General features: G+C 68.9%; 18 protein-coding genes and 1 pseudogene. 16 read left to right on the forward strand and 3 right to left on the reverse strand.

What is annotated here, in order from left to right; translation table 11 throughout:
* Nucleotides 1–279: 279 nt before the first annotated feature.
* The 7 genes from FHX37_RS03065 to FHX37_RS03095 all read left to right on the forward strand — a co-directional run bounded on the left by FHX37_RS03065 (nt 280) and on the right by FHX37_RS03095 (nt 4,858).
* Nucleotides 280–480 carry a helix-turn-helix domain-containing protein gene (locus FHX37_RS03065; RefSeq protein WP_170181491.1) on the forward strand — a complete coding sequence of 67 codons (201 nt, stop codon included), beginning with the start codon at nt 280–282 and terminating at the stop codon, nt 478–480.
* The gene (locus FHX37_RS23810) at nt 473–970 is read left to right on the forward strand and encodes an NUMOD4 motif-containing HNH endonuclease (RefSeq protein ID WP_141921950.1); all 498 of its coding nucleotides are present in this window, start codon (nt 473–475) and stop codon (nt 968–970) included. The genes FHX37_RS03065 and FHX37_RS23810 overlap by 8 nt, the downstream gene beginning before the upstream one ends.
* A gap of 294 nt (nt 971–1,264) precedes the next feature.
* Complete coding sequence (locus FHX37_RS03075; protein WP_141921951.1) at nt 1,265–1,561, forward strand: hypothetical protein; 297 nt, start codon at nt 1,265–1,267, stop codon at nt 1,559–1,561.
* Between the two features lie 71 nt (nt 1,562–1,632).
* Nucleotides 1,633–2,370, forward strand: a complete 738-nt coding sequence (locus tag FHX37_RS03080; RefSeq protein ID WP_141921952.1) for a hypothetical protein — start codon at nt 1,633–1,635, stop codon at nt 2,368–2,370.
* A 157-nt stretch (nt 2,371–2,527) separates the two neighbouring features.
* Nucleotides 2,528–2,890: a WYL domain-containing protein gene (locus FHX37_RS03085; RefSeq protein WP_141921953.1), complete on the forward strand. Its 363-nt coding sequence runs from the start codon at nt 2,528–2,530 to the stop codon at nt 2,888–2,890.
* A 26-nt stretch (nt 2,891–2,916) separates the two neighbouring features.
* On the forward strand, nt 2,917–3,351 hold the full coding sequence (locus tag FHX37_RS03090) for a hypothetical protein (RefSeq protein ID WP_141921954.1): 435 nt from the start codon (nt 2,917–2,919) through the stop codon (nt 3,349–3,351).
* Between the two features lie 73 nt (nt 3,352–3,424).
* Entirely contained in the window at nt 3,425–4,858 is a 1,434-nt protein-coding gene (locus FHX37_RS03095; RefSeq protein ID WP_141921955.1) for a recombinase family protein, read from the forward strand.
* Between the two features lie 2 nt (nt 4,859–4,860).
* On the opposite strand, the gene FHX37_RS03100 is transcribed toward FHX37_RS03095, so the two are convergent.
* Nucleotides 4,861–5,751, reverse strand: coding sequence for an IS3 family transposase (locus FHX37_RS03100; protein WP_141921956.1), 891 nt, complete (start codon nt 5,749–5,751; stop codon nt 4,861–4,863).
* 5 nt (nt 5,752–5,756) lie between these two features.
* Nucleotides 5,757–6,044 carry a transposase gene (locus FHX37_RS03105; protein WP_141921957.1) on the reverse strand — a complete coding sequence of 96 codons (288 nt, stop codon included), beginning with the start codon at nt 6,042–6,044 and terminating at the stop codon, nt 5,757–5,759.
* 32 nt (nt 6,045–6,076) lie between these two features.
* On the opposite strand from FHX37_RS03105, the gene FHX37_RS03110 reads away from it, so the two are divergent.
* The 4 genes from FHX37_RS03110 (at nt 6,077) to FHX37_RS03125 (ending at nt 8,301) form a co-directional block, all read left to right on the forward strand.
* Nucleotides 6,077–6,631 (forward strand): transposase, encoded by a 555-nt coding sequence (locus FHX37_RS03110; protein WP_170181492.1) that lies wholly within the window; start codon nt 6,077–6,079, stop codon nt 6,629–6,631.
* A 67-nt stretch (nt 6,632–6,698) separates the two neighbouring features.
* Nucleotides 6,699–7,025: a hypothetical protein gene (locus tag FHX37_RS03115; RefSeq protein WP_170181493.1), complete on the forward strand. Its 327-nt coding sequence runs from the start codon at nt 6,699–6,701 to the stop codon at nt 7,023–7,025.
* Entirely contained in the window at nt 7,022–7,396 is a 375-nt protein-coding gene (locus FHX37_RS03120; RefSeq protein WP_141921960.1) for a RidA family protein, read from the forward strand. The genes FHX37_RS03115 and FHX37_RS03120 overlap by 4 nt, the downstream gene beginning before the upstream one ends.
* Complete coding sequence (locus FHX37_RS03125; RefSeq protein WP_141921961.1) at nt 7,384–8,301, forward strand: tyrosine recombinase XerC; 918 nt, start codon at nt 7,384–7,386, stop codon at nt 8,299–8,301. The genes FHX37_RS03120 and FHX37_RS03125 overlap by 13 nt, the downstream gene beginning before the upstream one ends.
* A 175-nt stretch (nt 8,302–8,476) precedes the next feature.
* Here the strand turns inward: FHX37_RS03125 and FHX37_RS03130 are convergent.
* Nucleotides 8,477–8,860, reverse strand: a pseudogene (locus FHX37_RS03130) (peptidoglycan DD-metalloendopeptidase family protein); the annotation flags it as partial.
* 340 nt (nt 8,861–9,200) lie between these two features.
* Here FHX37_RS03130 and rpsB point away from each other — a divergent pair.
* From rpsB to FHX37_RS03155, 5 genes are all read left to right on the forward strand, one after another.
* A complete protein-coding gene (rpsB, locus tag FHX37_RS03135; protein WP_141921963.1) occupies nt 9,201–10,064 on the forward strand; it encodes a 30S ribosomal protein S2 in 864 nt (287 codons plus the stop codon).
* Between the two features lie 87 nt (nt 10,065–10,151).
* On the forward strand, nt 10,152–10,988 hold the full coding sequence (tsf, locus tag FHX37_RS03140) for a translation elongation factor Ts (protein WP_141921965.1): 837 nt from the start codon (nt 10,152–10,154) through the stop codon (nt 10,986–10,988).
* A gap of 172 nt (nt 10,989–11,160) precedes the next feature.
* On the forward strand, nt 11,161–11,886 hold the full coding sequence (gene pyrH, locus FHX37_RS03145; RefSeq protein WP_141924976.1) for a UMP kinase: 726 nt from the start codon (nt 11,161–11,163) through the stop codon (nt 11,884–11,886).
* 52 nt (nt 11,887–11,938) lie between these two features.
* Nucleotides 11,939–12,496 carry a ribosome recycling factor gene (frr, locus tag FHX37_RS03150; RefSeq protein WP_141921967.1) on the forward strand — a complete coding sequence of 186 codons (558 nt, stop codon included), beginning with the start codon at nt 11,939–11,941 and terminating at the stop codon, nt 12,494–12,496.
* Between the two features lie 23 nt (nt 12,497–12,519).
* A complete protein-coding gene (locus tag FHX37_RS03155) occupies nt 12,520–13,377 on the forward strand; it encodes a phosphatidate cytidylyltransferase (RefSeq protein ID WP_211351880.1) in 858 nt (285 codons plus the stop codon).
* The last annotated feature ends 3 nt before the right edge of the window (nt 13,378–13,380 follow it).

Consider the following 13,380-nt stretch of genomic DNA (forward strand, 5'->3'; position numbering starts at 1 on the left):
GCGAGGTGAGAACGGCGCCCCGGCCCAGCGCACCGGGCGCCCTTTCTCGATTTGAGAAAGACCGCCCGGAGCTTCAGCGAGACACCACGGCGGGGGTTTCATCCGGTGAAACCCCCTGGGGGGCGGTCCGATCCAGACCCCCGGGCCGTATGGGCATACGCCCCCGCATTTCGGGCGGGCGCCGTTGCTGAGAGCGCAAACTATGTCACAGATTGTGGCAAACCGCCCCCGGATGGTTCGGTGGATTCATGGGATCACCGGATGACCTTGGAGGGTCGAATGCGGGTTGATGGAGCCAAGATCCGGGCGCTGCGCACCGCCAACGGCTGGAACCAGCGGGAGCTGGGCGAGCGCGTGGGCGCGCGAGAAGCGCGAGTCGGGTGCTGGGAGCGTGGCCAGGTCGAGCCCAGCCTTACCCACCTGATCAAGGTGGCGCGGGCGCTCGGTGTCACGGCCGAAGGGCTGGTGCGCGATGACTGAAACCGAGACGTGGCGCCCAGTAGTCGGCTACGAGGGACTATACGAGGTCAGCGACCGAGGCAGCGTTCGGTCGCACTCGTCTTGGAAACGGGGCGAGCTGCTGAAGCCGAAATCGAACCGGCGCGGGTACCAGCGGGTCAGCCTGTGGCGCGATGGCCAGAGGCGCTACCGCAAGGTCCACCACCTGGTCCTGCACGCGTTCGTCGGACCGCGCCCCGAGGGCCATCAAGCCGCCCACTGGAATGGCTGTAAGACGGATAACCGCCTTAACAACTTGAGGTGGGCGAGTGCGGCCGACAACGTCGCCGACACGATCCGGTTGGGCCGACACGTCAGCGCCCGCAAGGTCGCTTGCCTCCGGGGCCACGCTTACTCCCCCGATAACACCTACACCGACTCCAGAGGGTGGCGCCAGTGCCGCGAGTGTCAGCGCGACCGCGCCCGCGCCCGCGACCGCAGGCGCCGAGCCCAAGCCGAGGTGGCCGCATGAATCAGCCACCGGGCCGCCTGGGGCGAGCAGTTTTTGGCCTGCGCCTCGTGTGGGCCGTCGGCGTACGTGGCCGCGACCCGTTCGGAGAGACGGAACGGGCGGCGCCGGTTGGCGGCGTTCAACCGGCGCCGCCCGCCCGCAGAGCTACAAGCCCAGTCAACCACGTCCAGCAGGGAGGACACCATGACTAAGCCTCAGGGCGAAGACACTCACCAGAAGACAGTCCGGGGCCGCGTCCAGAACGCGCTTTTGGGCGCCCGGAACGTCGGAGGGCGAGACCGCGCGGAAGCGGTCTTGGCGCATCGCAGCGTCGGCCTCGACGACCAGCTAGCCCACGAGGCGACCGAAGCGGCCCACCAGGTGGCCGACCTGGCCGCTGAAGGCGACTGGCGCGGCGCCACTGACTTGGCGCACCGCACGGCCACCGAGGTGGCCCAGCAGGTCCAGGCGCCCGAGTCCAAGAAGCCCACCAGGGCCGAGGTTGTCGAGCGGGTCAAGGGCCACCGCCGCGCGACTGACAAGCCCGCACCCGAGGTTCGCGTTCCCGCCCACGGCGGCGCCCGGCGTCAGCAGCGCCCCCGGCGCCAGTAGACCAACACGAATCGGCCGGGGGTGCGGCTGGACCCCGTACCCCCGGCCTGAGCAGTCAACGGAGTATCAACGTGACTTACACCGATCAAACCACAGCCACCGGTCGGGTGGCCACGGTGCGCCCGGTGGGCCGATGGTCCGGGCTCGGGCTGTACGTCCTGTGTTGGACGTTCGCGGGGGCGCTGTTCCTGGAGATCGCGAGGGGCTGGCACTGGCTGGCCGAGACGGCCAACTTCGCGCACCCGTGGGTCATGGTGTTCGGTGCCGAAGCTTCGGCGCTGCTGGCCGTGGCCACCGCCGTACACCGATGGGTCGGGGGTCTGAGCTACTGGTTCGCCTGGGTGTGGACGGCTGCGATGTTCGGGGTGGCCGTGTCGGCCCAGGTCGGTTCGCACTACCTGATGGGCGCCCCGACCGGTCGGGCCGAGGTGGTGATCTCAACAGCTGTTCCGGCGCTGCTGGTCGTCCTGTTCTTCGGGTCGGTGCTGCTGGTGCACCGCGTCATGGAGTGGCAGGCGACCTTAGTTGACCCCCGCCTGAACCAGGCTGAGCCCGCCCAGGTCCACCAGGTGGCCCCCGAGCCCGCCGAGGCTGAGCCCGAGCTGGGCCAGTTGGCCCCCGAGCCTGAACCTGAACCGGCCCAGTTGGCCCCCGGTGTGGACTCGACGACGCGCAAAGCTCAGCGCCTGGACCAGGTGCGCGGGCTGCTGGTCCAGCGGCCGGACCTGACCGCCCAGCAGGTGGCCGACGACTTGGGCTGTTCGCTCACGTCCGGCAAGCGCTACCTGCGCGCTGTGCGCTCCGGCTGACCCCCCGCCCAACGCCATTCTTTTAGGCCCCGATTCTGGGTTATCGGAATCGGGGTCGACTTGCATTTAAAGGGAATTGTGGGAGGTTAAATTCCAATGATTTAATTTTATTAGTGGGGGCGCCGCGCCCCCTTTTTTGGTTCAGAAAGGACGCGCGATGCGGATCAACACCAGCACCGGCCGAACCCTGGCCCACCTGGTCGGCGCAGCCGAAGCCACTCGCGCCGTGACGCTGCGCTACGTCAAGGAGAACGGCGAGGTGTCGCGCCGGGCCGTGGAGCTGCACGCCGTCGAGGTCACGGCCGCTGGCGACATCGTGCTCCGGGCGTTCGATAGGCGCTCCGGCGCGACCCGCTCCTTCCGCCTCGACCGTGTGACCCACTTCCGCATTCACCGCGCGCCCCACCTGGCCGACTACCGGGCACCGGTAACCCCCGTTGCCGACCCGGTGGCCACCGACGACAGCGGCGACGCGGTGGCCGTCCAGCCCTGGACAAGCGCCTACACGCTCGCCGCCTAACCCCCCCAACCGAAAGGAAGCCTGCCATGACCGCCGAGACCAAGGCCGCCCCCGCCAAGGCCGAGACCCCCTGCACTTGCTCCAAGTACGCCGACGCCACCACGGGCGAAACGACAGGTTGCACCAAGACCACGCGGCGTGACTTTGCCCCCGGCCACGACGCCAAGTTGAAGGGCTTTCTGATCAAGGCTGGTGCCGCTGGGCACCTGGTCGCGCTGGCCGGGGCGCCCGACGAGCCCGTGCAGGCCAGCGAGGCCGCCAGCCGTTTCGGGTTCGCCCGCCACGTGGCCAGCGGCATCAGCCGCGCCCAAGCCAAGCAGGAGCAGGCCACGGCCGACGCCGACACCGTTCGCGCCAAGGTCGGGCGCTGGGAGCGCACCGGGCGCGTCGAGGGCGACACCTTCACCTACACCGACCGCAGCGGCGCGGAGCGCACCACCACCAAATTCGCGCTGCTCTGAACATCCGCATCAGGTGGCCCGGCCAGGGATGCAGCCCCCGGCCGGGCCTGATCGCTGAGAAGGGACTCCCAGCATGGCCATCCAACCACCGCCCCGCATGCGGGCGGCGACATATGCCCGGGTGTCGACCGAGGAGCAGACCCGGGGCTACGGCATCGAGACACAGATAGAGGGGTGCGCCGAGTACATCGACCGGAAGGGCTGGACCCCGGCTCAGACTTACATTGACGAAGGGGTGTCGGGGTCGCTGACCTCGCGCCCCGCCCTGGACCGGCTGCTGGCCGACGCCGAGGCCGGGCGTATCGACGTGGTCGTGGTGCACAAGTACAACCGCATCGGGCGCGTTGGCCGGGCGTTCTGGCGCTACATCTGGGCACTTCAAGACCTCGAAGTCGGGTTCGTGTCGGCCACGCAGGAGATCGTCGACACCACCACCCCCACCGGTATGGCCCAGCTCCAGATGTACGCCATGTTCGCCGAGATGGACTACAACACCATCCGCGACCAGCTTCAAGACGGGTTGCAAGCCAAGGCCAGGTCCGGCGGGTGGGTAGGCGGGCAACCCCCCTACGGCTGGCGCATCGAAGGGCTTGGCCGCCGGGGCTCGTACCTGGTCGTAGACGAGGCCGAGTCGGCCATCCTACGAACGGCGCACGCCCACCTGGTTGAACGGGGCTTGGACGTCGGCACGACCACCGCCCGGCTCAACGCGATGGGCATGGTCACCCGCTCGGGGCGGCCGTGGTCGGTGGTGAACCTGCGGGCTCGGTTGCTCAGCGAGTCCACAACCGAGGCCCGGGTGGTGTTTCGCAACCCGGCCAGGGCCACCAGCGGCCGGGGCGCCAAGCTCACCAAGGACGGCAAGCCCCAGTTCGGCGAGTCCGTGGTGATCGAGCTGCCGCCGATCTTCGAGCCGGACGAGGTGGCCGAGCTGCGCCAAGCCCTGCGCCCGACCAGGGCGGGCGTTGGCCCCGAGCGGCGGACGTACCCGCTGTCAGGTCGGGTGTTCGGCCAGTGCGGAGCCCACCACGTGGGCGGCAAAGGCGGCAAGTCGGGGCGCGAGGTCGGGCCGGTGTACAAGTGCAAAGGCCGGGTGGCCCACCACCCGGGGGCGGAGCGCTGCGCAGACTCCCAGATCCCGGCCGCCGAGCTGGAACAGCGCGTGTGGGACGAGGTGGTCCGGCTGCTGGGCGACCCCGGCCGCCTCAAAGCTATGGCCGCCGAGTGGGCCGAGTCGGCGGGCGGTTCGGCCACCGACCACGCCGCGCGCATCGCCGACTTGGACCGCCAGATAGCCGAGCGCAACGACGCCGTAACCCGGACCGTGACCGAGTACGCCCGAGCCGGGTTGCCGACCGTGGCGGTTGAGGCGGCCACACGCGCCCTGACCGAGGAGCTTCAGCAACTGGAGGCGATGCGGGCCGAAGCCCAGGCGTGGCAAGCCGAGACCGAGGCCGCGCGCGAGGTGAGGGGCCTTGCTGATTCCGGACAGGGAGTGAGCCGGTGATTTTACGCAGCTAGGCGCTGTTTCTCATGTTCCGCATAGATCTCTGATGGAGTGTTGTATCCCAGTGCGGAATGAAGACGCCTGTGATTATACCAGTGCTCGATGTATCGTGTAATGTCCCGTCGTGCTCGTTCTCGCGTGGGATACACCATCTGGTTCACACGCTCATTCTTCAACACCCCGAAAAATGATTCCGCCATCGCGTTGTCGAAACAAATCCCGGTTCGCCCCACCGACCGTGTCATCCCGACCGAAGCAAGGTAATCACCGAACTCCCGGGACGTGTAATTACTCCCCCGATCCGAATGGAACACCGCCCCCGCACGAACCTTTCCCTTGCCTGTCGCATGAGCGACAGCCCGGATGATCAGCGGAGTCCGGTAGTTGTCATCCATCGCATAACCAACCACTTCTTTCGTGCAGCAATCAATGACGGTGGCCAGATACACCCACCCGCTCCATGTCGGGATATAGGTGATATCCCCGACGAGTTTCACACTGGGCATGGGTGCGGTGAAGTCGCGGCCCACGAGGTCGGGGATCGCACCGGTATCCGCTGGTGTGGTCAGCGAGCTGCGCCGGGGGCGGGGTTGGCAGGGATGCAGCCCCATCTCGCCCATCAACAGACGCACCAGCTCCACTCCCACCGCAACGCCCCAGCGTTGCAGCTGGGCGCGGATCCGCCGGTGGCCGTAGGTGCCGTCGGCGTGGTCTACGGCGGTGCGGATCAGTAGCCGCAACTGTTGGCGGCGCTGAGACGTGGCGGATTCGGGCCGGGACCGCCATTCGTAGTAACCCGACCGGGAGACGTTCACGCATGCACACATGAAATCAACGGGGAAAGCGTACTCCGCGTGTTCATCGAACCGCATCGTCTCGATGAACTCGTATATGTCGCTTACGGACGATCCTTCGCGAAGTACGCGGCCGCTTTTTTCAAAAAAGCGATCTCCATGTCCTTCTCGCGGTTGAGTCGTTCCAGTTCACGCAGCCGGGCCCGCTCGGTCGTATCCAGTGACGGTGCATCGTCGGGAGTTTCTTTCCTGTATTTGCGCACCCAGTTCCGTAGTGTTTCCGAGCTGATCCCGAGCTCGTTGGCAACCCGGTTGATAGAGCGTTGACTCTCGATGACATGTTTCACCGCTTCATCACGGAACTCCGGCGAATATGCGTTTGCCTTGCCCAATGCTTCCCTCGTTTCCTTTCAGAACCATCGTATTGGCACTCTGTCCGGAAAACACGAGGCACCCCAAGGCCGCCGCAGACCTGGAGGCGCTGGCCACCACGGCGCGCGACCGGTTGGCCGACATGCCCCCCGACGGTCGGGCCGAGGTTTTGGAGCTGCTGGACGTGCGGGTGACGGTGGTCGGTCCGGTGCCGCTGCCGCAGGTCGGCAAGCCGTGTTCGCTGGCCAAATGGTTCGTTGACCGCAACCGGCCTGTGCCCGGACCGCTGACCGACCAGCAGTGGGCCGTGGTCGAACCGGTGGTGGCCGAGTGGGAGCGGGCGGCGCGGCGCTGGGTGGCCGACAGCCGAACCGTGGTTGAGGCGATCCTCTACAAGGCGCGCACCGGGGCGCGTTGGCGCGACCTCCCACCGGAGCTGGGCAACTGGAAGGCGGTCCACACCCGTTACAAGAAGTGGGTGGCTGACGGCACGTGGGACGCGATCGGTGCGGCTCTGCCCACGTCGGGGGCGCCGGTCGGGGGGGCGGGCCACGCTGCCGCCGTTGCGCGTCGAAGGTCGGGTGGACCCCCGCGTTCTCGGAGCTGAGACGGACCACCCGGAAACGGGCGTCCCCGGCCCGGTCACCTCCGCCCTGTCGGCGGGGTGCCACCGCTTGCTGCGCGACTGGAACGCGGTGTGCGTCACCGACGCCGCGGACGTCGCCGAACAGGTCACCCCCATCGGTACGGAACCGCGCGACGGCGGGGCCCTCCCGGCCGTCGACGAGCTGGAGCCCGAGGCCCAGCGCGTCCTCGCGGCGGTGCCGCGGCGTCCCCCGGCGGGTACCTCCACGGTCGCGGTCGCGGCCGGTGTGGGGCTGGACGCGGCGCTGCGCCACCTCGGTCTGCTCGCCGCCGGCGGTTTCGTCGAACGCGGTTCCGCCGGCTGGCGACGCAAGCCCTCGAACACGGGAGGGCACGGCGATAGTGTGTCCCCATGAACCCGAGCTACAGTGACGCACTCATCGTCGACGGGCCACTCATCTTCGTCTCGGGCCAGCTTCCGAGCGCTCCCGACGGGAGCCTCGCCGACGGTGACGCGGTGGAGCAGACCCGGCAGGTGTTCCGCAACCTGGACAACGCTCTCGGGGAATACGCCGCCAGCCTCCGTCATCTGGTCAAACTGACCTATTACCTGCGTCACATCGCCGACCTGGAGGACGTGCGCCGGGTGTTCGACGAGTTCCTGCACCACCCGCGTCCCACCAGCACACTCGTCGAGGTGAGCGGGCTGGTCGATTCCCGGTACCTGGTGGAGGTCGACGCTGTGGCGTGCCTGCCGCGCGGGGACATCGCGACATGGGCGACGTGAGCGCGGAAAGCGGCGACGTCGCCGAAGTCCTCACCGAGTTCCACCACGCGCTGGTCCACGACCGGTCCCCGCACACCGTCCGCGCCTACCTGGCGGACGCGCGCGCCCTCTGCGCCCACCTGAACACTCTCGGGCGCCGGCTGGAGGAACTGGACGTGGCCACACTCCGCAGCTGGCTGTCCGGGATGCACGACTCGGGAGCGAGCCGCGCCACCGTGGCGCGGCGGGTCGCTGCGGCCCGCGTCTTCACCGCCTTCCTCACCCGCACCGGCCGGCTCGCCGCCGATCCCGGCCCCATGGTGTCCGCGCCCAGACAGCAGCGTTCGCTGCCCGGCGTGCTGGACGAGGAGAAGACCGCCACCGCCCTGGACAACTCCTCCCCGCCCGGCGACTCGGCCGCCGCCCTGCGGCGCACCGCCGTGGTTGAGGTCCTCTACGCCACCGGGATCCGGGTGGGGGAGCTGTGCGCGCTCGACCTGGACGACATCGACCGGGAACGCCGAACACTGCGGGTCTGGGGCAAGGGCTCGGCGCAGCGGGTCGTTCCCGTCGGCGCGCCGGCGCTGGCGGCGTTGGAACGGTGGCTGCGGGACGGCCGGCCGCAGTGGGCCACCCCCTCGAGCGGACCCGCGGTGTTCCTCGGCGCGCGCGGCGGGAGGCTGGGTACCCGCACGGCCCGACGGGACGTGCACCAGTGCCTCGACCGCGAGGAGGCGCGCAACGGTTCCTCCTCCCCGCACACCTTGCGGCACAGCGCCGCGACGCACCTGCTGAACGGCGGCGCCGACCTCCGCAGCGTCCAGGAGCTCCTCGGGCACGCCTCGCTGCAGAGCACCCAGGTCTACACCCACGTTTCGGTCGAGCGGCTCGCGCACACCTACAACCAGGCCCACCCGCGGGCGTGAGGGCCCGCCCCGCCCGCCGGGGACGTTCCCCGCCCCGCGGCGGGGCGAGGCGCGGCGGGAGCCAGCGGTCGGCCACGGGCAGCAGCCGTATCCCGCCCCGCCCCAGCAGGGAGCGGGGGTCGAGGTAGGTACCGTCGCGCAACACACCCCAGTGCAGGCACGGGCGCGGCCCGCAGTGGTCCCGGTGCGCGGCCAGGGTGCCCACCGGTTCGCCGGCCGCCACGACGTCGCCGCGTTCCACCCCGGCCGCCACCGGCGTGTAGGTGGTGCGCAGCTCCCCGTGGACGACGCTCACCGCGGGCGTGCCGGCGACACGCCCGGCGAAGGCGACCCGCCCCGCCCCGGCGGCGAGCACCTCCTGGCCGACCGTCGCCGCCAGGTCCACGCCCCGGTGGCCGGCGTGCCAGTGCTGCTGGGGCAGGGCGAACTCCCGCAGCACCGGAGCCTCGCCGCGCAGCGGGTACCGCCACCGTTGGGACTCGGCCAGGGCGGGTTCCGGGAACGACCCGAGTGCGGCCATGCACGACGCTGCGAGCAGAGCGAAACACCACAACCTCATGCCACTGATCCTGCGGGGCGGCGGCCGCCGGGACCAGCCCGCACGAGGCGGATGTGGACAACCTCGGGCGGTGCCGGGGCCCCGGAGCGGATCCCGCAGCGCGGGCCCACCGTGCTTGACATCTCACCCTGGTGGTGAGTATGGACCGCGACCGGGTGCTGTGCCGGTTAGAATCGCAGATAGCTCATTGTCGAGCCGATCACTACGCACGCCCACGTGACTCCCCCAGGGGAGGGGCCGTTCCTTCGGTCCGCACCGCACCGGTGCGGCGGAGCGGTCGGGGCGTCAGGAACAACCGAGGCGGAACAGTGTTCCGCCATACCGAGGAGGATCCACAGTCATGGCCACAGTCGTGACGATCCGTCAGCTGCTCGAGAGCGGCGTCCACTTCGGGCACCAGACCCGCCGCTGGAACCCCAAGATGAGGCGCTTCATCTTCACCGAGCGCAACGGCATCTACATCATTGACCTGCAGAAGTCGCTGTCCTACATTGACCGCGCCTACGAGTTCGTGAAGGAGACGGTCGCCCACGGCGGCAGCATCCTCTTCGTCGGAACGAAGAAGCAGGCGCAGGAGGCCATCGACGAGCAGGCCCGCCGTGTCGGCATGCCCTACGTCAATCAGCGCTGGCTGGGCGGCATGCTCACGAACTTCTCCACCGTGCACAAGCGGCTCCAGCGGCTGAAGGAGCTCGAGGAGATCGACTTCGACGACGTCGCGGCCTCCGGCCTGACGAAGAAGGAGCTCCTCGGGCTGCGCCGCGAGAAGGACAAGCTGGAGCGCACCCTGGGCGGTATCCGCGACATGGCCCGCGTGCCCAGCGCGGTGTGGATCGTGGACACCAAGAAGGAGCACATCGCGATCAGCGAGGCTCGCAAGCTCAACATCCCGGTCGTGGCGATCCTGGACACGAACTGCGACCCGGACGAGGTCGAGTACCCCATCCCGGGCAACGACGACGCGATCCGCAGCGTCAGCCTGCTCACCCGGGTCGTCGCCGACGCCGTCGCCGACGGTCTGATGACCCGCTCCGGCGCCTCCACCGGTGAGGCCAAGCCCGCGGAGGAGCCGCTGGCGGAGTGGGAGCGCGAGCTGCTGGAAGGCACGGGCGACACCGAGACCGCGGAGTCCACCGGGGAGACGCCGGCGGAGGACACCACGGCCCCCGCCGCTGCCCCCACCGAGGCCGAAACGGAAGCCTGAGGCCACCTCAGCTTTTGGCACGCGTCCCTTCCCGGGGCGCGTGCCAAAGCCTGTGTGAGCCCGCCCAACCACAGAGGAAACAACGCTATGGCGAACTACACCGCAGCCGACGTCAAGAAACTGCGCGACGCCACCGGCTCCGGCATGATGGACTGCAAGAAGGCGCTGGAGGACTCCGACGGCGACTACGACCAGGCCGTGGAGTTCCTGCGTGTCAAGGGCGCGAAGAACGTCGGCAAGCGTGCCGAGCGCACCGCGGCCAACGGTCTGGTCGCCCTGGAGCAGAAGGACGACCGGTCCGTGGTCATGCTCGAGCTGAACTGCGAGACGGACTTCGTCGCCAAGAACGAGAAGTTCCAGGCCCTGGCCGCCGAACTCGCCTCGTTCATCGCCCGTACCAGCCCGCAGGACGTCCCGAGCCTGCTGGCCTCGGAGTACTCCGACGGCAAGACCGTTCAGGAGGTCGTCGACGAGTACGGCGCCGTCATCGGCGAGAAGACGCAGGTGGGCCGCTTCGTGATCTACGAGGGCGCCTACGTCGCCAGCTACCTGCACAAGACCGACCCGGACCTGCCGCCGTCCATGGGTGTGCTGGTCGAGCTGGACACCGAGGCCCCCGAGATCGGCAAGGACCTCGCCCAGCAGGTCGCCGCGCTCGCCCCGACCTACGTGAGCAAGGACGACGTCCCCGAGGATGTGGTGGAGAACGAGCGCCGCATCGCCGAGGCGACCGCCCGCGAGGAGGGCAAGCCCGAGCAGGCGATGCCCAAGATCATCGAGGGTCGCGTCAACGGCTTCTTCAAGGACGCAACCCTGCTGGGGCAGCCGTTCGTCAAGGACAACAAGACCACCGTGCAGAAGGTGGTCGAGGACGCCGGGGTCACGGTGCGCCGTTTCGCCCGGTTCAAGGTCGGGGAGTCCTGAACCTTTGGCATGATGGGGGTGTCGGGGGTTTTCCCCGACACCCCCAGTGGACAACGGCGGGGCTGCCCGGTCCACGGGTGGGTCCCGCGCTACAGCACCACTCGGGGGAGACAGAAGGAGGCCGAGCGCCGTGCCGGAGAACGACGGCCATACCGACACCAGCGGCCCCGGTATGCATGACGCGGGATGGGGACGCGTCGTACTGAAACTGTCCGGGGAGGCTTTCTCCGGTAGCGAGGACCTGGGGATCGACCCGGGGACCGTGGAGTACGTGGCCGAAGCGGTCGCCTCGGCTGTCGCCGAGGGGATGGAAGTCGCCGTGATCATCGGCGGCGGGAACATGTTCCGCGGCGCGGCGCTGCACAAGGGCGGCATGGAACGCGGGCGCGCCGACTACATGGGCATGCTCGGCACGGTCATCAACTGCCTCGCGCTGCAGGACTTCCTGGAGCGGCTCGGCGTGGAGACCCGCGTGCAGACCTCCATCCACATGAGCCAGGTCGCCGAGGCCTACATCCCCCGCCGCGCCGTGCGCCACCTGGAGAAGGGCCGTGTGGTGATCTTCGGCGCCGGACTGGGCGCCCCGTTCTTCTCCACCGACACCACCGCCGCCCAGCGCGCGCTGGAGATCGGAGCGCGGGCGGTGCTGAAGGGAACCCAGGTGGACGGGGTGTACGACTCCGACCCGCGGAAGAACCCGGACGCGGTCCGGTTCGACCGACTCAACTACAACGACGTCCTCACCCGCGGCCTGAAGGTCATGGACGCCACGGCGGTGAGCCTGTGCATGGACAACGGGATGCCGATCGTGGTCTTCGACCTGATGCAGGAGGGCAACATCGTCCGGGCCATCCGGGGCGAGAAGATCGGCACCATGGTGTGCCCACCCGACAGCTGACCCCGCGCAGACCTCGAACCGACACACCCCAGCGAAACACGGGAGTCCCGAAATGATCGAAGAGAGCCTCCTCGAAGCCGGGGAGAAGATGGAGAAGGCTGTCGGGGTCGCCAAAGAGGACTTCGCCGCGATCCGCACCGGGCGTCCCGGCCCCGCGACCTTCAACAAGATCACGGCCGAGTACTACGGCACCCAGACCCCGATCAACCAGCTCGCGTCGTTCTCGGTCCCCGAACCCCGCATGGTGGTGGTGTCGCCGTTCGACAAGAGCTCCCTGTCGGCCATCGAGCGGGCCATCCGGGACAGTGACCTGGGGGTGAACCCCGCCAACGACGGCAACGTCATCCGCGTCGTCTTCCCGGACCTGACCGAGGAGCGCCGCAAGGAGTACATCAAGGTCGTGCGGAGCAAGGCCGAGGACGGCCGGGTCTCCATCCGCAACATACGCCGGAGTTACAAGGACACACTGGACAAAGCGGTCAAAAGCGGAGAGATTAGTGAGGATGAGGGCCGGCGGGCCCAGGAACAGCTGGACGAGCTCACCCACACCCATGTCGGAGAGATCGACGAGCTGTTGAAGCACAAGGAATCCGAACTGCTCGAGGTCTAGTGACTGTCTCCGACGAGAACCCGGTGGACGACGTGGCCGACGGAGAGGAGAAGCGGTCCGGGAGGAAGATCCGCACCGGGCGGAACCTCCCCCTGGCGATCACCAGCGGGGTGGCGCTCGGCGCGCTCGTCCTGGCCGCGATCTACCCGTTCCCGGCCGCGTTCGTCGCGATCACCTCGGCCGCTGTCCTCATCGGGCTGCGGGAGCTCAACCGCGCCATGGCCGGACAGCGCATGGCGCTCGCCCTGCCGCCGCTGATGGTCGGCGGGGTGGCCATGCAGGCGTGCGCCTACTTCGGCGGTCCGGAATGGCTGGTCGGCGCCACCGCCGTCACCGCCATCCTCGCGCTGTCGTGGCGGTTGCGCGACGGGGCCGAGGGGTACCTGCGGGACGCGGCGGCGAACCTGTTCACCGTGTGCTACCTGCCCTTCCTGCTGGGGACGTGGCTGTTGCTGCTGGCCGCGCCCCAGGACGGGCAGGAGCGGCTGATCGCGTTCATCATCGTGACGATCAGCAGCGACATCGGGGGGTACTTCGCCGGCATCCTCGTGGGGCGGCACAAGATGGCGCCGGTGATCAGTCCGAACAAGACCTGGGAGGGTTTCAGCGGCTCGGTGCTGGCGTGCATGCTCGCCGGGGCGCTCACGGTCGCGCTGATGCTGGACGGCCCGTACTGGGCCGGTGCGGTGCTCGGTGTGGCCGTGGTGCTGGCCGCCACCGCCGGCGACCTGATCGAGTCGCTCACCAAACGCGACCTCGGCGTGAAGGACATGGGCCACTTCATGCCGGGCCACGGCGGCCTGATGGACCGGATCGACTCGCTCCTCGTGGCGGGCCCCGTCGCCTGGGTCGTACTGAGCCTGCTCGTCCCGGCGGGGTAAGGC

This window comes from Haloactinospora alba, assembly GCF_006717075.1.
In the GTDB taxonomy this organism is placed as follows: domain Bacteria; phylum Actinomycetota; class Actinomycetes; order Streptosporangiales; family Streptosporangiaceae; genus Haloactinospora; species Haloactinospora alba.